The organism is Anaerosalibacter massiliensis, from assembly GCF_024623155.1.
GTDB classification, from domain to species: domain Bacteria; phylum Bacillota; class Clostridia; order Tissierellales; family Sporanaerobacteraceae; genus Anaerosalibacter; species Anaerosalibacter massiliensis.
In genome coordinates, this window is the sequence record NZ_JANJZL010000002.1 from 285629 (window position 1) to 311279 (window position 25651).

Genomic DNA, 25651 nt, shown 5'->3' on the forward strand with positions numbered 1-25651 from the left:
TACCCTTTAGTTCACACTTTCTCACAACTATACAAAATTAAATATTCTTGTTTTTAATTATAAACTATATATAACCATAACCTATATATCTAACCATTCTATTTTCCAACAAATTTTTTTAGATATTCTTCTAAATACTCCTCTTCATCAACAATTCTAGTACACCAAAAATACATTATAATCATCTCTAGATAACTTTTCTTACCTTTTATATACGGGATATCTGATACTTGTGAATATTTGATATTTAAATTAAATTTATTCTTTTCTTTTTTAACATCATACTCCTTATCTTTTGAATCATAACTATAAATACATACCTCATCAGAAAATGAAATAGCATATTTGGAACCCCAAGCCAACAAGTTTACATGATATTTTTTCCAAGTATTTTCTATATATTTTGTAACACTATCGAGAAATTTCATTAAGATTTTGTTTCTCTCAGAATTCTCAGTGTAATCCATACTCCAAATCTTATGCTAATCTACCACGAAATCAAAAAGTTCTTCTGTATAATTCTCTAAGAAGTTATGCTTTTTTGAAAGCTTTGCGTAACATTGAAAAGTCGCTTTTCTAAAATGAGCTTCATCTCCATATAATAAAAACATATCATTATCATTCAATGCATTCCTGATTCTTATATTTAATCTTACATCATATTCTGCAAATATTTTTAGTAGCCATCTTTGTGTTTCATCACTATATTCTCTCAACTGTTTTTGATATTTAACTACTTTTTCATTTTTTTCTACCTTTCTTTTTTCCAAAGCATTAATATCAACATAAGTTATAAAATATTCAAAAACATAATCTATAATTGAATGTAGATTCTCTATTTTCTTTTTTGGATCAAATTCATCTAAATTATCTTGGGCTTTTCTAAACTTTATATATTATTCAATATTCATATTTTATCTCCTCTGTTTCAAAGTAATATCTATCTAAATAATCTAAACAAGATATCTCAATATAAATTACTTTTCTTTAAATCTATCAGTTATATATTCTTTATTTAATATCAGAATAAAATACTAACTTTTTGCAAAACATCAATATACAACCATTCCTTCTAAAAATATTTATTATATGAAAAATATATCAATCTTTTTTAAAACTTAGTAGAAATATTTGATAAAGTTTTAAAATCAAACACATTTCTCCTATATACTCAACTTAATTATAATTAATATACTCCATATAAAAACTATAGCCTATATAGTTTCTCTATGCAACCTAGCAATTATATAAATTTATATGTTTAGTATGATTTATTTTAAATGATTAAATTATTCTTTGGATAAGTTTCCAATATCCTTGTCTTATCAATATTTCATGCCCTTAAGCAAGCACAGGCATCACCCCCTACGTTCCTCTACAGAACTGTATATATATCATTAAGACATGACTTTCAAAATATATTTTAATTGTCGATAAAATAAAGCTAACAACCTTAATAATTATCTCCCAACTTACTTAATTCTTTCGCTATTATTTCCTTATCTAATCTTTCAAATAGAACATCAAAATCCCCTATTTTAGTTCCTATTTCTAAATCTTTATATTCCCAAGGTTCTATATCACAACTTAACCAACTTTTAACTTTAGATGATGAAAAAGGCAAAAACGGGTGCAATAAATTAGCTATATTAATTATAGATATTAGACAAGTATAAATGGTATTTGTACATTTGTTTTTATCTGTATTTATGGTAATCCAAGGAGTTTTCTCGTCAAAATATTTATTTATACTCCTTATAAAATCAAAAATTTCATCTATAGCTATCTTTAAATCCCCCTTTTCAATATGTTCACCAACTTTTTCATATAAAAGTTCAATTTTTACTTTTATATGTGGATCTATTTCACCTTCCGGTATTGTATTCTCATAGTATTTTTTCACAAATACCAAGGTTCTATTTACTAAATTGCCATATACACCTAATAATTCACCATTATTTCTATTGACAAATTCTCTCCATGAAAAATCTGTATCTCTTTTTTCCGGGCCATTTGCTATAAAAAAATATCTTAATGAATCAATATTGTATTTTTCAATTACATCAGGAATCCACACTGCCCAATTATTACTGGTAGATATTTTCTTCCCCTCTAAGGTCACATATTCACTAGAAATAATTCTATCTGGAAGTTTATTAACTCCAGAACCACTCAATAATGCAGGTAAGATTATTGAATGGAATGGAATATTATCTTTTCCATGAACATAGTAGGATATAGCTTTATTATTCCAAAATTCTCCCCAACTCTCATTGTTATCTAATGCCCATTTCTTAGATAATGTTAAATAACCTAATACTGCATCTATCCATACATATACTTTTTTATCTTCATACCCTTTAATAGGTATGTCAATACCCCAGAGAAGATCTCTTGATATTGCTTTATCTCTTAGCCCCTCATTTAAATATCTTTCCGAATTATTAATCGCATTTATCCTCCAATTTTTTCTGCTTTGTTCAAGATGAATTTCTAGTTCTTTTTCAAATTTGGATAATCTAAAAAATAACTGTTTTATTTTTTTAACTACTGGTTCACTACCACAGATTTTACATTTTCTACCCACAAGTTCAAGTGGATCCAAAATAGTAGAACAAATATCACATTGATCCCCTCTGGCAATATTTTTACACACAGGACAAATACCTTCAACAAATCTATCTGCTAAAAATTGATTACATTTTTCACAAAAAAGTTGTTCCACTTCTTTTTCATATATTAGTCCATTATTATATAGTATTGTAATAATGTCTTGAACTTCTTTTTTATGATATTCATCATCTGTCCTAGAGTATATATCATAGGAAAATCCCAACTTATCAAAGCAATATTTAAACTCATTATGATACCTATCAGTGATTTCCTTAGGACTTATATTCTCCTTTCTAGCTCTTATAGATATAGGTGTACCATGGCAATCGCTCCCTGATACATACAAGACTTCTTCGCCTTTTGCTCTAAAATATCTTGCTATAACATCTCCTGGCAACAATGCTGCTATATGCCCTATATGTAAGGATCCGTTAGCATAGGGCCATGCTCCTCCAATAAAAATCTTCATGCTATCCCTCCTAATATTTTAAAATTTAAATAAAAAAACTCTCGACCTAAGAACAATTCTTAAGAACGAGAGTTAGCCTTCGCGTTACCATCCTAATTTACTTATACCTCGCGATATAAGCCTTATCAAGTACGTTGCAAAATTGCAATTATACTTTATCACTATAATGGGCGAACCCATTGCAGCCTAAATCCAAGGATCTCGGTGCACTGCTCCAAGGCCATTTTCACTTTAATATCCTTTGCTCCTTCTCACCAACTGGAACTCTCTGTAAAAGTATTCTTAAAGTTACTTTCCTTTTCTTTGCATTTATATTATTATAAGTATTATATTCTATATTGTAACTAAAGTAAATATTATTATTCGTTTATTTTTAGATATACCAGACATTCTATATCATAGCTTAGTGATATCCTACAGTCTAATCCTTCCTTAGTAATTTTATCTTAAATTAATAATTAAACATTTTCATTATTATAAATTACCCACAAATCATATAACTTATCATTAGCATATATTCTCCACCATATTAATATCATATAGACTTTTTTTGCCTCATAATTTTAAATTAATAAGCTCGATGCAAAAACTATTAGTTATATAATTTCTCTATGCAACCTATAATCTATATAAGTCTACTTTCATTATATAATTTTCCTTAAATTATTACATATATTTTTAGGATAGAGCTTCAAACCCATCAAATTATCAAGACCTTCTGCACGTGTCATTATTATAGCACGTTCCCCGCAAGCAAGGTCGGAGGGAAAGTAGGTATTTTCCTACGTTTTTTGTGTTATTTTATGTTTTTAGATATATTTTAGAGTGGATTAAGCTATTGCTTAGTCCACTCTAAATCTGTTGTTTTGAATGCCTTGTGATGTTCCTTACTATAATTTATTTGTGTAGAAAATAATTGTATCATTAGTCTGACACGTGGGCTTCTTCTTAACCTCAGGAGGAATATAGGAATCTTAAAAAATTCCCCACCCTTAATTTGGGGTAAAATAGTTTATTTAAATATACTTTCAAATTATGTGTAATATCTTTAGTTTAGTTTTTCAATATCCAACATTATAGAGCTGGAATAATGATTTTAAATTCTTTGCCATCTATTACCGAATCAAAAGAATATGCTGGCTGATAGTATCCTTTAGAATCTAAATGATAATTCAATTCCACGTCCTTTATATTAATAGATTCTATCTTATCAACTGAATCAAAAAACTTGAATTTTCCATCTACTAATTCTTCAAAAGCTTCAGTTTCACTTTTAATGGGAACTTCTTTTACCCTGTTATAGGTAATTAAATTATTATTAATTTCCTTAATTGTATTATCACTATAGTATCTACAAGTTAATACACCTTCCATAATGGAATCTCCTATAATCTCCTTTTCTACAACCCATTCATAGCTGCCCAAATCTTTATTATTAAATACAGCCTTTGTTGGTATCTGGATTCCAAAATCAGATAATTCCTCAAATAAAGTATCTTGATCTATATCCATTGGTTCTATTCCTTCATCAAAGCTTGAAAAATCTGTATATCTATAACTACCATCAAGATATTCAATCCATATATTATAACTCGGCTCACTCCTTATCCAATAGATTGCACTATTACTATAAGGATTTATTTCTATATTCTTAGTGTCTATGTGTCGATTTTCAAGAAAGCTAGTAACAAATTCTTCAGCAGAATTTTTATTATAATTAGGAGCCTGATAAACAGTAGCTAGATTTCTTTCTTTATTTAACTCTACATCTAAAGATATTTTAGTATTTTTTATATTCATTTTATAGCTATATGCTACTGGAAGATTCCCAAATTCCTGTGAATTATAATAACTAAAGATCCCCATAAATATAACTAGTGTTAGTATTAGAGGAGATAAGTATCCCACTATTTTTAAAAACCTGTGTTTTGGTGCTTCTAATATTGTAAATATCGTCATTATGATTCCATATCCTATTAATGCTCCCAATACATTGTTAAAAATATCATCTAATTCAAAAATACCAAAACCTGTTATTAACTGTAAACATTCAATAAATAAAGTAAAGCCTAAAGCCGTACCCATTGTCCATTTAATCTCATGAAATCTATTATGTAAAAGGGGAAGTAATATCCCTAAAGGCATAAACATTAATATATTTAAAATGAGAAACTGCCAACTTCTAAGGGTAAATGTATTCCACGCTTCCCTATAGGAACTTAAAAAATGAAAATTTACATTGCCCTTAAAGTTAGAATTTCTATTCAAAAATGTAACCCCTAGTACCATGATTATATATCCAGTAAATGCACACCCTAAGATTATCTGTTTTTTAGTAGGACTTTTCTTTCCACCTAAAACTCTTTTATAAATAAAAAAATAACCTATAGACCATAATATTCCTAATATTATTACTCCTATTAAACCTATATGGAAATTTCTTTTTATTATCCCTAGTATTTCATGTGTCCTCAATTACATACCCCCATTTTATGCAATTTTTCTGTTATAAAATATACTTATTTTAAATCAATAAACTCCATACAAAACCTATAGCCTATATGTCTCTTCATTCAACTTATCAACTATATAAAATTTACTTTCATTATATCACTTTTATAACTTTTTCTAAAACCATCAAAATATTTCTGGATAGAGCTTCAGAATCCCTATTTATCTATATTTCATGCACGTGTCATTATAATAGCACGTTTTCCACAAGCAGGGTCGGAGAAGAATCAACTTTTTATTCGCATTTTTTGGATTATGTTCATATTTTTAGATATATTTTAGAGAGAATTAAATTATTAAATAATCCTCTCTAAAATCGTTGTTTCTAATGTTTTATTGTATTTTAAATTTTCTTTCACTATTTAAAGGTATTCTTATCATTAACTTGACACAAGAGACTTTTATTAAAATCAGAAAGATTATTAGTTGCATGAAACTTTACACTATTAGTTATAGTGATAATCATATAAATCAGTAAAAATACTCTTCAAATAATTTCTAAAGCCAGGACTCAGTTTATAAATGATGTGTCTTTACAATGAAATTTTATTGTATTATAACTTCCATATCATTGAATACTCAATTTCCTTAGTTTCATCATTTTCTTTTTCTTGTTCTATTTTAAATCCATGTTTCTTATAGAAGTTTACCGCTTTTAAATTCTTGGCATAAACATCTAACTTTAAAACAGGATAATATTCCTTACATTTTTCAATTAATCTACTCCCTATTCCATTACACTGATATTGGTTAGCAACAAATAATCCTGCAATATATGACTTTTCCATAATCCCTATGAATCCTCTTATTTCACCATCATCTTCATAAACAAAGACAGTAGACTCTGGCAAAACTTTCTTTACAAAATCATAGTTTGACTTCCAATAATCTTCAGAAATAAAATCATGAGCAATAATATTTGCTTCAATCCAAATTTTCATTACACTATCTATTTTAGATACATCTAATTCTTTTATCATTATATATACTCCTTATTTATCAAATATTTTAATCCTTAATTCACATTTATCTACAACTGTGCAATAAATATAAATCTTTTTATTTTTACTTAATAAGCTCCATACAAAAACTATAACCTATATGCCCTCTACATACAATCAATTAATTACATAAATTTAACTTACCTAATATGACTTTTTAAAATCATTAAAACATTTTTAGGATAGAGCTTTAGAGCTCTTAATTTATCTATGTTTTCTGCCCGTGTCATTATTATAACACGTTCCCTGTAAGCTGGGTCGGAAAAAAATCAGGCTTTTTCTTACATTTTTTATATTATTTTCGGGTTTTCATATATGGTTTATAGTAGATTAAACTACAATTTGATTCACTATAAATCCATTGTTTTAGATATCTTAGGCTATTTCTTATTCCATTTTATTAGTATATATAATATTTGTATCATTAATCTGACACGAGGGGTTTCTTTTAACTGTTTTATAGTACGGAAATTAGTTAATAATCTACCCTTTTGCCTTACATATTTCGAGTTTTGCCTTTAACAATTACAGTAGCATCTGGAGCATTAACTAAATCTAGACTTCCACCATGTTTTTTGACATATAGTTCAGACAAATATAAGCCAATACCAGTATGCTCGTCATAGGAAGCCACATTTTCCACAAAATTAGCCTTTTCTTTATAAAAAAGAAATTTAGCAAATCTAAGTTCATCTTCAGTAAAAGGTTTACCGTCATTACTAATTCTTATAGACCAACAAGTATCATTAATCTCTAAAGCTATATTAATATTATTTTCAGCATAGCGTATGGCATTAGATAATATGTTTTCTAGAATCTCTTGAATCATATATTTATCAAGATATACATTGTCTACTGTAGATTTTGAATTAAATTGAATATTTTTATCTATAATCATTGACATAGCCAAATTCTTTACTTCCTGTTCCCACTCCAATACATTGACTTTAGCTATTTTGGCTTGTCTTTCTTCTAATTTATTTAAAGTACTCATTTCTTCCACATAATTTGTTAAACGTTCTATTTGTTTTTCCATTATACTCAATATTTCTAATTTCTTCGGATCTATTTCGTCCATACTAAAGTATTCCACATTTCCTTTGAGAATTGCCAAGGGTGTTCTTACATCATGAATAAAAGCCCTATTGACTAGTTTTCTCTGTTCATCTTTTGCCCATGTACTCCTATTGTTTTCTACCAATGCTAGACGAATCCTTTCGAAGGCTTCCAATAATATACCAAATTCATTTTTTGCTGTGCTCTTCAAGTAAAAATCTAAGTCATTTTGCTTAATTTTCTCTGCTGCATCTAACATTTGATTTATTGGTTCTGTGATATATTTGTTATAAAGCAATTGAAGACATTTAAAAACAAACAATAAATATAAAGCTCCTGCTATATAAGGAGTTACGAAGAAAATACAATTCTTAACCATATCCTTATTAGAATATAATTGTAATATATTGCTAGTATCCCGTACTATTGTGCCATCTGGAAGCTCTATTCCAGGAATCTCGAAAGTATACTCCAGCCGTAAATCAGTCCTCCAGTTATCAAATACCTCGTAGATCCACATAATTAAAATAATCCCAAAAACTACAAGAAAAATTACTAATACAACAAAGGGAATAAAAACAGATTTATCTTTAATATTCTTTAGCTTTTCCATCGATATCCCATCCCCCATATAGTTTCAATATGCTCTTTTCCTCCTACATTTTCTATTTTAAACCTTATTTTTCGGATATGCTCTACAACTACCTTAGAATTCCCTTCGGATTCATACCCCCAAATAAGTTCGTATATTCTTTCTTTATCAAAAATCTGTCCAGAATGTAAACTTAAAAGCTCAGTAATTTTATACTCATATTCTGTAAAACATAAATCTTTACCTCTAAAAGATATTTTTTTTCCACCATAATCTATACTAAGTCCATCATCATATACAATTGAAGGATTTACTGGTGCTCTATGAGCTCTACGAATATGGGCTGCAACTCTTGCTCCTAACTCTTTTAAACTAAAAGGTTTTAAAATATAATCATCCCCGCCAACTCCAAATCCTTTTATCTTATCCTCATCTTCGATTCGAGCAGTTAAAAATAAAATTGGACAATTCACTATGTTTCTAATGCTCTCACATATGGAGAAACCATCAATATCAGGTAAATTGACATCTAACAAAATTAAATCTGGAGCTTTAGAAATTTGCTTAATTGCCTGACTACCGTTCATAGCTGATATTACCTCATATCCTATTTTTTCAAGATATCTCACTAAAAGATTTATTATTTCCATCTCATCATCAACTACTAATATTTTATAAGCCATATTCCTACTCCTTTCCATTACAGATATATTGTCCTATTCCCTTCTTCCATAAGATTTTCGTCGTGGGTGACCATTATTACAGTTTTACCATTTTTATTTATTTGCTTCAAAAAATCTATAATTATTTCTCCATTCCTTCTATCTAAGGAAGCTGTTGGTTCATCAGCTAGGATTAAATTGCAATCTTTCATTAGCAATCTAGCTAAAGATATCCTCTGTTGCTCTCCACCTGATAAAGTATAAACTTTTTGATGGATAGCTTTTTCCATTCCTATGATTTTTAAGGCCTCTTTAACAGAAAGTCCTGATTTTCCATTTGGATGAACCATTTCAAGATTTTCTTTTACAGTCTTTTGTTCCACAAGAGCAAAGTTTTGAAAAATAAATCCTACTTCATGACGAAAATAATTTTTAAAATCTTTCATATTAACAATATCATACCCATTTACATAGACCTTTCCATTATCAATGGTTTCTAATCCTCCAATCATATTTAAAAGAGTAGTTTTACCGCATCCGCTTTCTCCTGCAATAACAACAAATTCTCTGGATTCTATATTTAAGTTAAAATTATCAAAGAGAACATAATCACCAAATGATTTACATAAGCCTTCAATAAATATTCCTTTATTTATTTCTTTTTTCACACTAAATTCCTCCTTTCAATATTTTTTGAATTTGTTCCTTGTCAATTTTATGGATCAGGATACTTAAAATGAATATATCCAATACATAAACTATAATGCTACCATAAACCATATAAGATATAATACCTATGTTAAATTTAAAATGAATAACAAAAGCAAGTATTAAAGAAAATAAACAGATAGAACTGGTTATAATAAGCATCTTTCTATGACGTTCAAATTTAGAATATCCCAGTACTTTTCTAATTATCAATTCATTAGCATTTACTTCATAGTCCATAACTAAAGTAATAGTAGATATACTAATTTCAAGTAGTAAAATCAAAATAGTAAGAATAAGGCTAATAAAAAGTCCTCTATTCTGTAAAGCCCACAAGCCTTCATACCATGTTCTAACATTTGTAATGGTATATTCCACTAAATTTGGATTAATTATTTCAGAAGACATCTTCTCCCCGAATTCATAGATCTTGTCCTTATTATCTATTAACTTTGCAAATTGCATATAATAAAGAGCTTTTTTACCTATTATTCCATTAAATATGTCTGGTTCTTTATGACCATATGATACAGTATATAATGGAAACCTTCCATAATCATAATTATCTAATATAATTACAGGATTTTTAATTTCATAGGTATAGTCATACTCAAAATCTTTTCTACCTTCCACAGTTACAAAAGCATCCCCTTTATAAGTCACAATACCTTTAATGGTTTCTTCAGGTATACTAAATATGCTTTTATCTGTTAAATCCTCTACTATTTTGTCTTTATTTAAGCCTTTAGGAATAAATAAATAATGACCTTCCTCAAAAGATAGATTTTTAATTTCTTGTATTTTTTCTTTTAATTCAGGTAGTACATTTTTGTTTGCCATAATTTTTCTATCTCCCCAAGATGGATAAATATTACTCATATCGTCATAATATAATATTTTGCAATTTAATTCTCTATAGCTGTATCTCATGAAATTGTCTATGAGTTGTTCATCTGTAGTCAATGGACTGATTTCATAAAATCCATCTAATTGTTCTACTTTTGAATAATCAAATGGATACTCTATTTTTACATGAGCATAACTACCTTGAATATTATAATAATCCCTTTGTTTATATAGATTATATCCTTCAATAGCAAGACCTATGGTCGTAGATAAAAATATTACTGTAAGGGCAGTAGTAACCCTTTTTATTATTAAACTCATTTTAAGAGCAGCATTTGTAGATTTTTCCATCTTAGAAATTTTAACTCTTTTTATTTTCATCCCAAAGAATAAAAAAATACCATTTAAAATTGAGAATAATATATACATTATTAAACTAATATTCCAACGAAACAATGGTTTAGTAAAGGGTAATAAAATTAAAATTGAAGCTATTAAAGCTATAGTATAACTATAGATATCTTTCCTTAATTTTTTTATAAACAAATATTTAGGATCACTTCCTAAAATTATTTCAATTGCTCTTTCTTTTTTGCTATATAGCACATCATAAGACGTTAGCAATAATAGCAATACAATCATAATCAGCCATATTCCAGCTGTTGTTCTTTGAGAAATATCTCCTATAGGCATATTCCTAAAATTACCTGAATATCGTACCATTCCTGGTCTCAGCATAGGTTCTAGTTCTTCTTTAGATGCAAAGTACCAGTAATCATAGATTTTAGCAACTGGTGCATCAGAAAAATCTTTAAATTCAAAATTTGTATTCCCAGTAAAAAAGGAATGATGATTTCCTTCAACTATACCCCAATCTTTCTTTAATTTGCTCCAAATAGTCTTATCTCCATAGAGGATAATCTTTCTATTATAAATACCTCCGTCTTCTTTTACCATTGTAAATATTGGTACATCAAATTCTTTAGATTTCTCAATAATAGAATCTCTCATTTTCTCTTCAGAATCTCCAACTTCTAAATAATAACCTACTTGTTGATAGCTATCTTGAAAATTTTCTAGATAAAATGTATTACTTTCACCTATTATAAGAAAACCAAATAAAAATATAAAAAATGATACAATAGTTTTGGCTTTAGCCATATAATCCTCCTCCCAAATTTGTCCTTTTATTTTGTTCCTTTGATTATATTTAACTAAAAGAATATCAAGAAAATATCAAGGCAAAAGAAAAAATGCATAACTATCTCAAAATAGAAATGTATTTTTTCTTTTACCTTGATTCAAGAATAAAGTAATATAGACTTTTTAAACTTTAAATTAATAAACTCCATACAAAAACCATAGCCTATATAGTCCCCCTATGTAGCCCATCAATTATAAATAATAGATATGTAATCTGCTCAATAACCGAAAGAGAATTGGTAGCTCCTCCAGTCTAAAATACCTTCCATATTCTATCAACTTTATTTCTAATATCTCCTGTTAACATTTGATTTCCCCTAAACTATTCTATTTCTTACTTCAGTATATTTATTCTATATATCTTTTATAGTCAATTATGGATTATTGCAATATTGATAAAAATTCTCTGATTTGAAATGTTTTTTTAAGATATGTTTTCTTTCTTTAACAGGTTTTGAGTAATAAAAAAAGGTAAGATTTTTTCTTACCGATAGCCAATTTTCTATTTAATTTTTGGTAATGATTATATTCAAAATCCTACAAATTCATTAATTTTTCAATTATTTGATCTACTACTTTAGTTATAGGTAAAGTGCCATTGACAATAAAATCAGAGTTTGGCCTTATTGTTCTTAACATTTCAATGTATGCTATTCTTGATCCATTTAAGTATTGTTCTAAATCAGCACAAATGATTTTTGTAGAAGCATCTCTATAATCCCTTAAAAATCTTCTCGCCATTGCAATATCCAATGAGGTGTCAATGAATATTAAAAAGTCTATATAAGGCCTTATTTGTTCATTTTTATACGCAAAAGGATAATCCAATAAAATATACTCTAAATCGGTTTCTTTTAGTAACTTCTCTATATCAACCTTCAGAGGTTCCAGATTCCATACATTATAATCTGCACCATCCTTTGTCCATTCATAAAAATCATCTACTTCTCCTTCAAAACTATAATCATCAAAATATAGAGTTTTTGAAGAGTTCAACCTACCCTTCAATTCATCTATAATAGTAGTCTTTCCACCACCCGATACTGCTACTATCCCAATTACAAATGGCCTTTCCATTTTATTCTTCACCTCACAAGTTATAATTTTTCTGATTATTCTTATCGACCTTCATACAAAATTATACTATTCTTAGTCTCTCTAAACAACTTATTAATCAAATAACATTTATTTGATATAGATTTTATAACTTTATATTTCTCTATCAAGTTCTGAAAGTACTTTTACTGACTTCTTATTTCCCCACTCTATAACCTTCATAATGTTTTCATCCACTCCCCACTTCCTATAGATAATTCCATTCGATCCAAAAGAATTCCATAGAGTACTTTGGCATCAGATGAAAGATTTTTAAGTATTTGCTCTGTGTAAAGCACCTTGGTATTCCAAAGAATGAAAATTGCCCTGATTCTTTGCTATAATAGCCATCTCCTACTAATTGATTCTCTGCATAAAAAAGCGACAAGATTTCACTCTTACCATTGGTTTGAATGCTAATATTTATTTTTTGATTTAGCTAATGCTTACTTTCTTACTATTAAATTTAATCACCTACTTTATAAAAAATATTAATTGGCATTATATAATTTATATGTCTTAAATAAAACTAAAGACTATGCTCATAGTCTTTATTCAGCAGAATGCATCTGATTAACAGCTCTTACATTTTTAATTAAAATATCATAAACAATTTATGTTCCTTTCGTTCAAAATTCAAGCTTCCAGTTTGAGTATTTGACATATTAAAGTATTTTAATTTAATACTATCGGCAATCTCAATATCTGCTCTGCTGATTCCACCCCATAAATACAATTCTTTTCCACGAAATTGCTGAATGATTCCTCTATAGCACAAATTCTATATTGCTTTTTTGTGGAAATTATTAGGCTTTTAATATATATTAGTTGTTTAATAAAAACGGTAGCCACTAAAACCAAAACTATATAAGTGCTCATGCTTTGCACTTTCTTCAAATTATATTTAATACACATAAATTTACTGATGTACATTCTATAACATTTGCGGATAAAATAATATTTAATATTATTCTAATAATATTGGCAAATACTATAAAATTTCAGATAATTTTTGATAATTAATTTTAACAAATGGCTTATCATTAATAATTTCCTCTCTTAGCCAAGCTAAATATTCAACATGAGGATTGACAGCTTTCTTTGAAAATATCGTTTTAATAAATTTATATGTGCATATTCTGCGATACCTTAAGAACAAATCAAATTTATCAATCCAAAAACTTTCTATACTATTCTGAGTTTTGTATCCTTTTAAAAAAGAATAAATAAATTTTTCAGCAAAAATATTCCGAGCTTGAGTTTCTCTATATGAAATTGTGGAAACAAATTGAAATAATGTTAAAGCTATATCAAACGAATACCAACTGCAAACACAATCATCAAAATCAAATACCTTTACTTTATCACCATCAATAAAGAAATTCAATTGGTGTAAATCATTGTGTATTATACCATATGAATCTACTGTTTTGGGCAACTTTTCAAGTTCAAAAATTATCTTATCCCATATTTTAAGTACATCATCATCAAGTAAATTAAATTCAGTTGAAAATGCAAAATCCTCATTCCATTCAAAACATAATTTTACTTTTTTATCAAGTATATACTGCTTTGAACCTTTATGAATATTACCCATAATTGAACCTAATTTGTAAAACAGAGTTTCATTCCATTCATCAAGATTATTCTGATCTACAAGTCGTCCTGGTGCTTTTGAGAAAGCACATAATATGTACGACTCTCCGTCTATACTGACTATTTCGTATAGCTTACCGTTTCCACTTAAAATGGGATCTATAACCTCTCTAATTTGTTCCGAAAGATACTTTAACCACTTTAATTCAAAATTAATATGTTTTTCCTTATACTCTGAGTATTCAGAAATCCTTAGAATAATCGGATTATCTTTCGTTGAAAGTTCAAATATCATATTAGCCGAGTTTCCTAATGGATTCTTATTTACAGTTTTGGCATTGTATACACTTTCTGCTTTCTGTAATATTTTGCTAACATATTTATCCATCATTTCCATTCAACCTTTCACCTCATTTTTTTGAAATACTTTTAGTTCACGTGCTTCTACAACTATGCAACAAAATACAAATTTCCTTATTTTTAACAATAATCCCCATACGAAAACTATAGTCTACATAGTTTCCCCATGCAACTCACTAACTATATAAAATTTACTCTCTTAATATAATTTTTTCCAAAATAATTTAAAATATTTTTAGGATAGAACTTCAAAGCTCTTGAATCATCTATACTTCATGCTCGTGTCATTATTATAGCACGTTCCTTACAAGCGAAGAGGTTTCTTTACTTACTGATATTTCCTTAGGAACAACAGATACCCATTTTGTTTCTTCTCTTTATTGAATTTATTAATGTAGTTTCTGAGTTTACGAACAGAAATGCCTTTTTCTTCTGACCATTTAACGGCTGTTAAACCCCTATTTCTATAACCTTGAATTCGTTCAATCCAAAACTTTCTATCTTCAAGTTTCATTTAAGACAGCCTCCTTATTATTATTTAAAGGTATTATCTCATAGAAACCATGGGTTGAAAATGTGGCCTAACTTTGACGCTTACCTTATTAATACTTAGAGGAATTTGTATTTGAAAATAGTGTATGTATTGAAACTAGGATTTATCAAAAGAGACAAGAGGAAAAAGGGAAAAGCAAAAATCCACTGAAAAAGTTTCTAAAAGCCTTCCTCAGTGGATTGAAGATCAATTTGATTTAAGTTATAGAAAGAAATGGTAGGGACTGTCTACTTGACAGGGTGCTGTTTAGTTGCCAGTCTTTTTTATTAAGAAAATAAACCTTCATATTGTTCCGTCTTAAATTATTTAAAGGAGACTATACTTTTCCATTGTTTTACATCCTATACCTATTAAACTTAGTTATCTTACAAAATTTATTTACCTCGGTGTTTTGCCCTTTTCTTTTGCTGCCTCAATTGAAATTGAATTTTCTTTTCCTCTTCCTTTCTTCTTTTACTTAAAGACTTTCTCTCTAGTTTGTTTTGTTCCTGTTGCAATTTTAATGCCTGTTGAAATTTTGTTCCTATACCTTTACTTTTTAACTGTTTATTAATTTCTTTTTGCATCCTTTTAGGATTTATTTTTGTATTAGCCTTAAGATTTTCCTTCAGCATATTATAAATAATTGTAGCATATATAAAAATATTTACTTAGATTCCAATTAATTTTGTACATATAAAAAATGGTAAGATTTTGCCCTTACCATTTTTTATGCTCCTATTTAAAATCTGGATGCCTTTCTTTAAACACTTCATTTGCTTTTAATAGGTTTTGATAATATTCTTCATATGAAGGGGATAATTTTCTCATTGCAGGAATGAAGATATCATTATAACCACTTGTTTGTCCAAATGATTTCATAGCCTCCATTAATTGACCATATGGAGATGATTGGTATTCTGATGATTCTTTAAAAGCTTGATACTGCTTAATCATTTCAGAATATTCATCTAGAAATTCTTCATGATTCTCAATATTTTGCTGTCTTTTTTCTTCAACTTCCATAAGTTTTTCATCTGTCCAAAAGTCCATTTCTTCTTCAAATTGGCTCATAATCTCATCTGAAATTTCAGGTGGATCTACTTGGTCTAAAAAGCTTACAATTACCTTATAAGCTTTCCTTTGCTCTTCTGTTTTTATAGGTTCTTCTAAAAATCGACTGAAATGACTTACAAAAAATCTGCCATAGAATCCTGGAAAAACTTCTAAAAGTTTTTCTTTTATTGACTTCTTTTTATTTAATTCTATAATTTTCTTATTAATTTCTTCAATGTTTTTGCCATCTGAAAGCTGTTCTAATAATTGCGTTTGTTTTTCAGAGAGTTCATTTTCTAATTGCTTTCTAACAACAGATTTTCTTAACTCTTCTTTAGAAAATTTAGAATCTAAAATTCTTTTAATTTCAGGTATTGATAATCCTAATGATCTAAGTACACTTACCTGTTTTAATCTCTCAATTTCAAATTCATTAAACTGTCTATATCCACTTTCATCAATTTTAGGATTAATAATTTTCTTTTGTTGATAATAATCGATAGCTTTTTTTGTTAATCCAGTGGCATTACATACTTCATTTATTTTCACAATGAACACCTCCTAAATTAACTATAAGCTAACCCCTTAGGGACTAGTCAAGAAAAATAGCTAATAGCATAAAATTTTTACAACTTGTTAGTTTATTTTATAATAAGGCTAATATGATTTTTATCAGCCTTATTTAGTGCTAAAAATATTTATTTTAAATTTAATCACAGCCACAAATATTAGATAATTTTATATCCATTGTAAATTTACATTCTTTGTCCATACTATTATAAACTTCAAATGTTAAATCATGTATCTTACCTATATCTCCTCTTATTGTAGTAGACAATATTCCGACATTATACTCTATATCATAAGACTTAATTATATTTAAAACCTTATCTACCTGCAATACATAATCATCACTAACAATTGGAATAAAAGCTATCTCACAGGAAGCTATTTTTCCCATAGTGCACATACAAAACCACCTCTTTTATTGTGTTTAGATAATTCCTTTTCTTTACTCAAAGAAATCTCTTCTTCTTTTGCACTTGGAGAAATAAATAAACACTTTCTTATATCCTTCAATTTATCTGGTTTAAGTTGTTTTAAATCTTCTTCAGTTTTAAAAACTGCATATTTAAACACTGTATTTTCTTGAAATTCTTTTGATAAATACATATCTCCCCATTGGCTATCCTTGTTTATAGTACCAATTACCATCTGTCCATTATCATTTAATACTCTAAACATTTCTTCTATAGCTCTTCTAGTATCCTTTATAAATTCAAATGCTGTAACTGAAATCACTGCATCAAAATAGTTAGCTTCAAATTGTAAATCATATACATTCATATTATAAAATTGAATATCTAAATTCTCTTTTTTAGCTTTAGTCTTTGCTACTTTTAACATTTCTTCTGATATATCTATAGCTGTTACTTTACAACCCATCCTTGCTAATTTTATGCTAAAATTACCTGTACCACAACCTACATCTAATACCTTAGTTCCTGGTTTTATTTTTAATAAATCAAAAACACATTTGGTTTCTACTTCATCTACAAAGTTTCCCATCTTTGTCTTATACCATTCATCATAAAGCATGGCTTCATTATCAAAAAAAGACATTTCATTCCCTACTTTCTATTTATCTTTATAACCTTAAACAAGTTCATTATATCAAATATATAGTCTTTGCCTAACTTTTTTAAATACTAATTTAAAAGTAATAAAAATGATATCTGTAACACTAAAGATTCTTGATAATAAACTTCCCTATAAATATTAAAAAAACGGCAAAATTTTACTCTTACCGTCTTACTTTTTTGCGTTCTTATATCTAGTTGTTAGGTTTTTTTACAACAGGAATCCATACTTCAAACTTTGCATTTTGTGGATCTGGTGATAAATATAATTCAATATCAGGTCCATTGGCATATTCATATCCTGATGTAGGAAGCCATTCCGTTACAATTCTTTTTTCAAGTTCTTGTATAGAATGTGGCATAGATCCCTCTCCATAAAAAATTGCCCAAGTTAACTCAGGAACAATATATTCCTCAAACCCTTCATCTATAGGTTTATCACTTGCAACACCAATATAATATCTCCATTCATCTTCTTCATTACATGCACTTACTCCCAATATACCCTTTAGCTCCGTATTCATCATAGAAACCAATTTTTCTACAGTGCCATTTGTTGCTACCTTTTGCCACATTTGAGGAACAATCTTAAAATTTTTCTCAATTTCTTTGTATAAAGGTTGTGATACTCCAATGATTCTAAAACTATCTTTTTTTTCAATTTTATAATTCATCTCTACATCTCCCTTAATTGTTATTTTGAAACTAATCGGAGGGAATGCTTTGATTAATGTACCTTTTGTTTTTGCCTCTGATGGTGTAATTCCATGTATATTTTTAAAAGCACGATTAAATGCAGTAGGAGAATTGTACCCATATTTAAAAGCAATATCAATAACTTTCTCATTACTATTTTGCAAATCAACAGCTGCTATTGTCATTCGTCTTCGACGGATATATTCTGCAAGAGGTACATTTGCCATATAAGAAAACATTCGCTGAAAATGATATGTTGAACAGCAAGCAATCTTTGCAAGCTGTTCATAATTAATCTCATCTTCTAAATGTTCCTCAATATAATTTATTGCACTATTTAATCGTTCTATCCATTCCATAATATTCACTCATTTATAGTAAACTATAATATAGATGAATTATTTTTCCCTCTCATTTAATGCACAAATAAGAGAGATTGTATACTACTATACAAAATGTAAACCATGTAATCTTCAATGCTATCTCTTCTTATTTAAACTATTCCCTAAGCTAGTCCAATACTTATTCCAACAACTAAATTGTCTATTAAAATACCAAAAGTTATACCTAAACCCATTCCTATAGATAGCTTATTATCTTTATCTTTATTTCTATCTTTTTCATCTTTCATATAAATGTCCTCCAATTAAAATTTTTTTATTCATTTTATTATATCGTCCGCGTTGTTTTGTATTGGTTTATTGAATACTATATCTATATAAACATTCTCTGCATTAACCCTTTTTTAAACTTTTTGTATTCTTCTAATTTTTCTTCTTCTAATTCTATTTTTTTATCTATTGATGATAGGAAGTTGGCTATTTTTATTTGTTCTTGTAGTGAAGGCAATAATATGCTCATATTTTCTAAATTCTTTTTATTTATACCAAAAACTGATATACCTGTTCCTTTTTTATACATATATTGTTTATATGAATCCGAATAACTGTAATTTAAAAAATATATACTATTTAATTTTTCATTTGGTCTTAATGCAAATGTATGTAAACTTGCTATTATATTTCTAGAACCTTTTTCCAACAAAATAACTGTTTTTCCTAAATCTTTATAGTCTTCAGATGCATCAGCTACTATAATGTCTCCATCTTTTAACTCTATATGCTCTTTATTAGATTTAATTTTAGGTACTACTGTATTTTTAGTAATTAGTCCATTGTATCTCGAATGTATATCCCCATAATGAATATGAGAATATTTTCCTTCTCCTTCATCATTCCTTGAATATGAATAATTTTTTATAAACCTAACTATCTCCTCCAACTTCTTCTCTTCCCAATCAGGATAGTCATTTCCATTGTCATCTTTAAATCTTATCTCTTGGCTAAATATTCTTTGCATGATACCTTTTTTATATTTTTTTAGATTATCTATTTTTTCTTGTTGCAGTTCTAGTTTTTTATCTATTTTATAGAAAAAATCTCCTATTTTTTGTTGTTCTTGGGGTGATGGGATTTTAAAATTTATACTAGAGAAATCTCTATAACTTATAGATTTTCCATCTCTTACACCATAAGTTAAAGTATCTAATTTTCTAATAAAGTCTCCTGATTTAAACATCACTCTAAAAAAATCAGTACTATATAATTCTTTATCTTTAAAATTGAATATTGTATATGCTGGACTCATAATTCCCTCTATATCAGAACACTCTATACCACCTTGAAAAGATCTTAAACTAATTACAAAGTCTGTTTTACTTACTTTTTTATAATTATTCAAGTTCGCTTTATCATATTGAATTTCCATATCCAAATCTTTTCTATAAACTACCCCTCTATCTTGAGTAGCAGATAAAACATCTAAATATCCTTTATTTTTTATAGAAATAGTTTTAAATATAAATTTTCCTTTCTTCTCTTCCCATTCTCCTTCAAATTCTGGAAATCTCAGTTCTGGTACTAATTGTTCTCTCAAATTGCTGCCTCCTTCCTACAGTCCTAGTTCTTTTAAATATTTATCTATTTCTTCATCTATTTCACTTATTTCTTTATCTATTTCATTCAATCTTGTCTTTACTTTGTCTATATCTACTCTTGGTTCTGGTTCGAAGGTGTCTACGTATCTTGGGATGTTTAAGTTATAGTCGTTTTCTTCTATTTCTTCTAATGTAGCATTGTGAGAATACTTGTCTATTTCCTCCCTGTTTGCATAGGTATTAACTATCTTTTCTATGTCTTCTTGTCTTAGCATATTCTTATTTCCTACTTTTTGAAAACCTTTTGATGCATCTATGAAAAGAATGGTATCATCTTCTCTTCTACATTTCTTATATACTAATATGACTGTAGGTATTCCTGTACCATAGAATAAATTTTCTGGCAGTCCTATTACTACATCTAAGTAGTTTTTGTCCTTGATTAGATATTTTCTAATATTTTCTTCTGCTCCTCCTCTGAATAATACTCCATGAGGTAGTACTACTGCCATTGTTCCATTGTCTGCTAAATGATGAATCATATGTTGAACAAATACATAGTCTGCACGAGATTTTGGTGCAAGTTTTCCATATCCTGAAAATCTTTCATCTTGTTCAAACTTTTTATCACTACTCCACTTTGAACTATATGGTGGATTTGCCACTACTGCTTCAAACTCCATTCCCATATGTTGTGGTTCTTCTATTGTATCTGCATTTTGTATATCAAATCTTGAATGATGCACTTCATGAAGTAACATATTCATTCTTGCTAAATTAAAGGTTGTAGAATTTAATTCTTGTCCATAAAACTTACCTACCTTAGCTTCTCTATTTACTCTTAAAAGGAGTGAACCTGAACCACAAGTTGGGTCATATACATCTTTTAATTCTTCTTTTTCTAATGTTACAATCTTAGCTAATACTTTACTTACTCCTTGTGGTGTATAAAATTCTCCAGCTTTCTGTCCTGCGTTTGCAGCAAATTTTCCTATTAAATATTCATAAGTATCTCCTAATATATCTATTTCTGTATCGTTTTGTGTAAAGGAAATTTCATTTACAAGCACTAATATCTTAGCCATTAAATTGGATCTTGCTTTTACTGTTTTTCCTAATTTTGTAGATGAAAGGTCCATATCATCAAATAGGTTTTCAAATGTCTCTTGTGAATCTTGTCCTAGTGTAGATTCTGTTATATTGTTTATTGCCTTTATAAGATATTCTACATCGAATTTTCCACTATCCCCTTTTTCTATTTCTTCTATCATAGTTGAAAAAAGATACTTTGGTTCTATCATATAGCCTCTTTGTTTTATTAAAGCTTGCATTAATGTTTTTCTTATTCCTTCAATCTCCCAAGCTTCTCTATATGTCATATTATCATTTTTCAAAATATAATTTGCCCTTTGTTCTACCTTTTCAGATAAATATCTATAGAATATTACCCCTAATATATAATCCTTAAACTCATTTGCATTCATATTTCCTCTTAGTTCATTTGCCATATTCCACAATTTCTTATATAGTTCCTGCTGATGTAATTTTTCTTTAACCATTCATCATTTCCTCCTCATTTATTGTTATTAATGATTTTTCTAGTAGTTCTTCTCTTTCTGCAAATAGTTGCTTCCGTCTCCTATTTAAACTATTTACTTTTCCTAGCTTTCTTTGAAATTCTATATTTGGCAATTTTATCTTCATCTTTCTAAATTCATTTATAGGAATACTCATAATTATTGAACCTTGTTTTATCTTGTAGAGTTCTCTTTCAAAGCTTTCACTTTTATCTATATACCATTCTAAATAATCTGGGTCTACAATATTTTTATCTTTAACCTCTATTATTATATAATTTGAAGGTATAACCTTTCCTAAATCTCCCTTTTCTGCTTTTTTAGCATTATAAGATGTAAGATTAAGTAATATCATATCTTCTCTAACTACTGGTATATTTTGATTAGTTTCTTCTATAAGCTTTGGTACTATTATACTAGATTCATTTTCAAAAGAATAAACTATTCTTTTTTCTGTTTCCATTGTATCATCTACTTTAATTCTACTTAAAGGTATTCCTTGGGTTACTTCTACTATTTCTTTAAGCCTCATTCCAACCCTCCTATTTATATTCTTCTGATACCTCTCTTATAAATGTTTCTAATTCTTGCGATTTGTTAACATTTTCTAAAATAGAGTATTTTGCTTCTGTCAAAATATCACTTAATTCTTCCCTATTTATTATTCCACTAAATTCATACTCTTGTATTAGCCTTTCTACTTGTTCTTCTGAAAGTCTATTCTCTATTGCAAATTCTTTTATCATTTTTTCTTTTCTCTCTATTTCAAACTCTGTAAATGCTTTATCTATAGAATCTTCACTACTTAATTTTGGAACTACTTTATCTAAAAACTCTTTAATAAGTTCTACTTTATTCCTAAGTTCTATACTATCAGCTCTATCTAATTCTTTTATAATATAGTTTATATCTTCTTTTCGTTTTTCTTCATTTTCTAAATCTATCTTTCTAATTAAATTCATAATATAATCGACATTTATCTTATCTCTATGCATTATTTCAAGGGCAAAATCTATATCATCAAGAATAGAGACTTTTTCTATTCTATTTTTATCATGATTTTCTTTAATAAGTAGATATTTACTCTTATAGTCTTGATAATCTTGAATATCCATTCCTATTTTTTCTTCTGTAAATTCAAATTCATCAAAGTTTTCCATTTTAACCAATGTTTTGGTTAAATCTCTAAATGTTATTACAAATTCCTTTTGTTCTTCTTCACTTTTAATACTGTCTATAGTTTCAGGCCTTGGAGCAATACTTAAAAGTTTATCTACTAGTTTTTTAAACTGTTCTAAATATTCATCAAAAGACTTAGCCAGAACTGAATCTATATCATCAGTTTCTGAAAATATTTTTAAAGCTTCATCTGTAGCCTCTTTTAGGTTTCTAAAGCATACTATATTTCCATAAGGTTTTTTATCAGAATCTAATCTATTAGTTCTTGAATACGCTTGAAGTAAATTATGATATCTTAAATTTTTATCAACATACAAAGTGTTTAATTTTTTAGAATCAAATCCTGTTAAAAACATATCTACAACTAGAAGTATATCTATCTTTGTTTCCCTTACTTTCTTGTCTACATCTGCTCTATATGCATCATAATTATCTGTAGAATAGTTAGTATTAAACATTTCGTTATAATCTTTAATCATTCTTTCTAAACTATCTCTTGGATGAACTTTGCCTTCACTTAAATCTGGGTTTGGCTCATAGGTAAATATACTAGCAATTTTAAAGTCATGATCCAATTCTTTAAATTTATCATAATATTTTACTAAGGATTTTGTACCATCCGTTGCAAATATTGCGTTATAGCCTTTACTTCTTGCCCTTTGATCGTGATAATCTATTATGTGTCTTGCCACTAAGTCTATCCTATCATCTGCCTTCCATACTTCCTCAGTATTTATAGCTTGAACTTTTTCTGGAGCTATTTCATCTAATTTAGAATCAAGTGTTTTTATATATGTTACTAAAAACCCTAGAACATTTCCATCATGAATTGCATCTTTTATTAAATAGTGATGTAAACATTTATCAAATAAATCTGCTGTAGTTCTATCATCTTCTGATTTATTTTCTGGAAGTCTTGGAGTACCCGTAAATCCAAAATACTGGCTGTTTTCAAAATGCTTTTTTATAATTGTATGCATTTTTCCAAATTGGGATCTATGACATTCATCTATTATAAATATAACTTTTTTATTTTTATAAGGTTCCATAATATCCTTATATTTAGGATTTTTAATGGCATTGCTCATTTTTTGGATAGTAGTAACTATGATTGGATTCATAATATCCTTTATTTGTTCCACTAAATTATCTGTACTATCCGTTCTATCTACTGAACCTGGTTGAAAATCATTGAACTCTTTTTCTGTTTGATGGTCTAAATCCTGTCTGTCTACTAAGAAAAAGACTTTATCTATACCTTCTTCGCTAGAAAGTATTTGGCTTGCCTTAAATGATGTAAGTGTTTTGCCTGATCCTGTTGTATGCCAAATATATCCGTTATTATTAGTTTCTAAAGCTCTTTTTACTATTTCTTCTACTGCGTATACTTGATATGGTCTTAATACTAACAATTGTTTATCTGTTTCTTTCAGTACCATGTATCTTGCTATCATCTTAGATATATGGCATTTTTCTAAGAATGTTCTACTAAAGTCCTTTAAATTCGTAATCCTATTATTTTCTTTATCTGTCCAAAAGAAAGTATATTTGTAATTTAAGCTTCCATCAGAGTTGGCAAAATATTTAGTATCTACACCATTGGATACTACAAATATTTGAATATATCTAAATAGGCTTGTGTATGTATATGAATGGGATTTATATCTACAAATCTGCTTAAATGCTTCTTTCATATCTAATCCTCTTCTTTTAAGCTCTATTTGAACTAATGGAAGACCATTTATAAGTATGGTTACATCATATCTATTTTCATACTTTCCTCTTACTGTTATCTGATTTGTAACTTGAAATAGATTTTTACACCATTTTTGTGTATCCATTATTGTAAGGAAAAGTCTTTCACCATTTTCTCTTTCGATTTCAAGTTTATCTCTTAAAATTTTGGCTGATTCAAACACTCCCTTACCTTCAATCCTATTCATTATTATTTGAAATTCTTTGTCTGTAAGAGGTTCCCCTTTTAATTTATCTTTATTAAACTCACTGATCTGTTTTCTAAAATTATTCTTTAAATCTTCTTCACTATTTATATTTACTGATTCATAACCATTTCTAATTAATGATTTCAATAGATTTTGTTCTAGTACTGCTTCAGATTGATATGCCAATAGGACCACCCTTTCTCTAAATGTCTAAAAATATAACTATTATTTGAATATAGTTGTTATTTTTCATAATAACATGGTATCATTTAAAACAATTTTGTCAATAGTTATTATAAATAATAACAAATGACGAAAGCAAATAAGAACTAAAAAATAGGATAAGCAATGCTTATCCTATTTTTTAATGAGGTTTGATA

The 25651-nt window shown here is 27.9% G+C and carries 23 protein-coding genes and 1 other annotated feature; all 23 genes read right to left on the bottom strand.

Annotation, left to right across the window (positions count from 1 at the left end):
• Positions 1-98 precede the first annotated feature (98 nt).
• The 23 genes from NSA23_RS04450 to NSA23_RS04555 all read right to left on the bottom strand — a co-directional run bounded on the left by NSA23_RS04450 (position 99) and on the right by NSA23_RS04555 (position 25457).
• Positions 99-428, bottom strand: coding sequence for a hypothetical protein (locus tag NSA23_RS04450; RefSeq protein WP_257490258.1), 330 nt, complete (start codon positions 426-428; stop codon positions 99-101).
• 54 nt (positions 429-482) lie between these two features.
• Complete coding sequence (locus tag NSA23_RS04455; protein ID WP_257490259.1) at positions 483-770, bottom strand: hypothetical protein; 288 nt, start codon at positions 768-770, stop codon at positions 483-485.
• Between the two features lie 683 nt (positions 771-1453).
• Positions 1454-3082: a methionine--tRNA ligase gene (gene metG / locus NSA23_RS04460; RefSeq protein ID WP_257490260.1), complete on the bottom strand. Its 1629-nt coding sequence runs from the start codon at positions 3080-3082 to the stop codon at positions 1454-1456.
• Between the two features lie 58 nt (positions 3083-3140).
• Positions 3141-3395, bottom strand: a binding site (T-box leader).
• 761 nt (positions 3396-4156) lie between these two features.
• Positions 4157-5557, bottom strand: a complete 1401-nt coding sequence (locus NSA23_RS04465; RefSeq protein ID WP_257490261.1) for a VanZ family protein — start codon at positions 5555-5557, stop codon at positions 4157-4159.
• Between the two features lie 590 nt (positions 5558-6147).
• Positions 6148-6573 (bottom strand): N-acetyltransferase, encoded by a 426-nt coding sequence (locus tag NSA23_RS04470; RefSeq protein WP_042678416.1) that lies wholly within the window; start codon positions 6571-6573, stop codon positions 6148-6150.
• 517 nt (positions 6574-7090) lie between these two features.
• Entirely contained in the window at positions 7091-8263 is a 1173-nt protein-coding gene (locus NSA23_RS04475; RefSeq protein WP_042678415.1) for a sensor histidine kinase, read from the bottom strand.
• Entirely contained in the window at positions 8251-8925 is a 675-nt protein-coding gene (locus tag NSA23_RS04480; RefSeq protein ID WP_042678414.1) for a response regulator transcription factor, read from the bottom strand. The genes NSA23_RS04475 and NSA23_RS04480 overlap by 13 nt, the downstream gene beginning before the upstream one ends.
• A gap of 17 nt (positions 8926-8942) precedes the next feature.
• The gene (locus NSA23_RS04485) at positions 8943-9572 is read right to left on the bottom strand and encodes an ATP-binding cassette domain-containing protein (protein ID WP_246119151.1); all 630 of its coding nucleotides are present in this window, start codon (positions 9570-9572) and stop codon (positions 8943-8945) included.
• A gap of 1 nt (position 9573) precedes the next feature.
• Positions 9574-11619 carry a DUF1430 domain-containing protein gene (locus NSA23_RS04490; RefSeq protein WP_257490262.1) on the bottom strand — a complete coding sequence of 682 codons (2046 nt, stop codon included), beginning with the start codon at positions 11617-11619 and terminating at the stop codon, positions 9574-9576.
• Between the two features lie 579 nt (positions 11620-12198).
• The gene (locus NSA23_RS04495; protein WP_050069655.1) at positions 12199-12738 is read right to left on the bottom strand and encodes a nucleoside/nucleotide kinase family protein; all 540 of its coding nucleotides are present in this window, start codon (positions 12736-12738) and stop codon (positions 12199-12201) included.
• Positions 12739-12935: 197 nt separating this feature from the next.
• Positions 12936-13055 carry a replication initiator protein A gene (locus NSA23_RS16710; RefSeq protein ID WP_246119150.1) on the bottom strand — a complete coding sequence of 40 codons (120 nt, stop codon included), beginning with the start codon at positions 13053-13055 and terminating at the stop codon, positions 12936-12938.
• Between the two features lie 692 nt (positions 13056-13747).
• Positions 13748-14749, bottom strand: a complete 1002-nt coding sequence (locus tag NSA23_RS04500) for a phosphotransferase enzyme family protein (protein WP_042678411.1) — start codon at positions 14747-14749, stop codon at positions 13748-13750.
• Positions 14750-15040: 291 nt separating this feature from the next.
• A complete protein-coding gene (gene tnpA, locus NSA23_RS04505) occupies positions 15041-15226 on the bottom strand; it encodes an IS66 family insertion sequence element accessory protein TnpA (RefSeq protein WP_042678410.1) in 186 nt (61 codons plus the stop codon).
• Between the two features lie 413 nt (positions 15227-15639).
• Entirely contained in the window at positions 15640-15879 is a 240-nt protein-coding gene (locus tag NSA23_RS04510; protein ID WP_075052086.1) for a YjdF family protein, read from the bottom strand.
• A 103-nt stretch (positions 15880-15982) separates the two neighbouring features.
• Entirely contained in the window at positions 15983-16849 is an 867-nt protein-coding gene (locus NSA23_RS04515; protein ID WP_257490263.1) for a MerR family transcriptional regulator, read from the bottom strand.
• A gap of 160 nt (positions 16850-17009) precedes the next feature.
• Positions 17010-17270, bottom strand: a complete 261-nt coding sequence (locus tag NSA23_RS04520) for a YkoF family thiamine/hydroxymethylpyrimidine-binding protein (protein ID WP_257490264.1) — start codon at positions 17268-17270, stop codon at positions 17010-17012.
• Positions 17249-17923 carry a class I SAM-dependent methyltransferase gene (locus NSA23_RS04525; protein ID WP_257490265.1) on the bottom strand — a complete coding sequence of 225 codons (675 nt, stop codon included), beginning with the start codon at positions 17921-17923 and terminating at the stop codon, positions 17249-17251. Before NSA23_RS04525 ends, NSA23_RS04520 begins: the two co-directional genes overlap by 22 nt.
• 211 nt (positions 17924-18134) lie before the next feature.
• Complete coding sequence (locus NSA23_RS04530; protein WP_257490266.1) at positions 18135-18995, bottom strand: AraC family transcriptional regulator; 861 nt, start codon at positions 18993-18995, stop codon at positions 18135-18137.
• Between the two features lie 146 nt (positions 18996-19141).
• Entirely contained in the window at positions 19142-19267 is a 126-nt protein-coding gene (locus tag NSA23_RS04535; RefSeq protein ID WP_257490267.1) for a hypothetical protein, read from the bottom strand.
• A gap of 83 nt (positions 19268-19350) precedes the next feature.
• Positions 19351-20571, bottom strand: coding sequence for a restriction endonuclease subunit S (locus NSA23_RS04540; RefSeq protein ID WP_257490270.1), 1221 nt, complete (start codon positions 20569-20571; stop codon positions 19351-19353).
• A gap of 15 nt (positions 20572-20586) precedes the next feature.
• On the bottom strand, positions 20587-22131 hold the full coding sequence (locus tag NSA23_RS04545; protein WP_257490271.1) for a type I restriction-modification system subunit M: 1545 nt from the start codon (positions 22129-22131) through the stop codon (positions 20587-20589).
• A complete protein-coding gene (locus NSA23_RS04550) occupies positions 22124-22681 on the bottom strand; it encodes a restriction endonuclease subunit S domain-containing protein (protein ID WP_042678403.1) in 558 nt (185 codons plus the stop codon). Before NSA23_RS04550 ends, NSA23_RS04545 begins: the two co-directional genes overlap by 8 nt.
• Positions 22682-22691: 10 nt before the next feature.
• Complete coding sequence (locus NSA23_RS04555) at positions 22692-25457, bottom strand: type I restriction endonuclease subunit R (protein ID WP_257490272.1); 2766 nt, start codon at positions 25455-25457, stop codon at positions 22692-22694.
• Positions 25458-25651: the final 194 nt, after the last annotated feature.

Excerpts from the sequence above, each read along its gene's own strand:
- NSA23_RS04450 (WP_257490258.1), bottom strand. The coding sequence starts at position 428 with ATGAAATTTCTCGATAGTGTTACAAAATATATAGAAAATACTTGGAAA.
- metG (WP_257490260.1), bottom strand. The coding sequence starts at position 3,082 with ATGAAGATTTTTATTGGAGGAGCATGGCCCTATGCTAACGGATCCTTA.
- NSA23_RS04470 (WP_042678416.1), bottom strand. The coding sequence starts at position 6,573 with ATGATAAAAGAATTAGATGTATCTAAAATAGATAGTGTAATGAAAATT.
- NSA23_RS04475 (WP_042678415.1), bottom strand. The coding sequence starts at position 8,263 with ATGGAAAAGCTAAAGAATATTAAAGATAAATCTGTTTTTATTCCCTTT.
- NSA23_RS04480 (WP_042678414.1), bottom strand. The coding sequence starts at position 8,925 with ATGGCTTATAAAATATTAGTAGTTGATGATGAGATGGAAATAATAAAT.
- NSA23_RS04490 (WP_257490262.1), bottom strand. The coding sequence starts at position 11,619 with ATGGCTAAAGCCAAAACTATTGTATCATTTTTTATATTTTTATTTGGT.
- NSA23_RS04495 (WP_050069655.1), bottom strand. The coding sequence starts at position 12,738 with ATGGAAAGGCCATTTGTAATTGGGATAGTAGCAGTATCGGGTGGTGGA.
- NSA23_RS04500 (WP_042678411.1), bottom strand. The coding sequence starts at position 14,749 with ATGGAAATGATGGATAAATATGTTAGCAAAATATTACAGAAAGCAGAA.
- tnpA (WP_042678410.1), bottom strand. The coding sequence starts at position 15,226 with ATGAAACTTGAAGATAGAAAGTTTTGGATTGAACGAATTCAAGGTTAT.
- NSA23_RS04510 (WP_075052086.1), bottom strand. The coding sequence starts at position 15,879 with ATGCTGAAGGAAAATCTTAAGGCTAATACAAAAATAAATCCTAAAAGG.
- NSA23_RS04520 (WP_257490264.1), bottom strand. The coding sequence starts at position 17,270 with ATGTGCACTATGGGAAAAATAGCTTCCTGTGAGATAGCTTTTATTCCA.
- NSA23_RS04525 (WP_257490265.1), bottom strand. The coding sequence starts at position 17,923 with ATGTCTTTTTTTGATAATGAAGCCATGCTTTATGATGAATGGTATAAG.
- NSA23_RS04530 (WP_257490266.1), bottom strand. The coding sequence starts at position 18,995 with ATGGAATGGATAGAACGATTAAATAGTGCAATAAATTATATTGAGGAA.
- NSA23_RS04535 (WP_257490267.1), bottom strand. The coding sequence starts at position 19,267 with ATGAAAGATGAAAAAGATAGAAATAAAGATAAAGATAATAAGCTATCT.
- NSA23_RS04545 (WP_257490271.1), bottom strand. The coding sequence starts at position 22,131 with ATGGTTAAAGAAAAATTACATCAGCAGGAACTATATAAGAAATTGTGG.
- NSA23_RS04550 (WP_042678403.1), bottom strand. The coding sequence starts at position 22,681 with ATGAGGCTTAAAGAAATAGTAGAAGTAACCCAAGGAATACCTTTAAGT.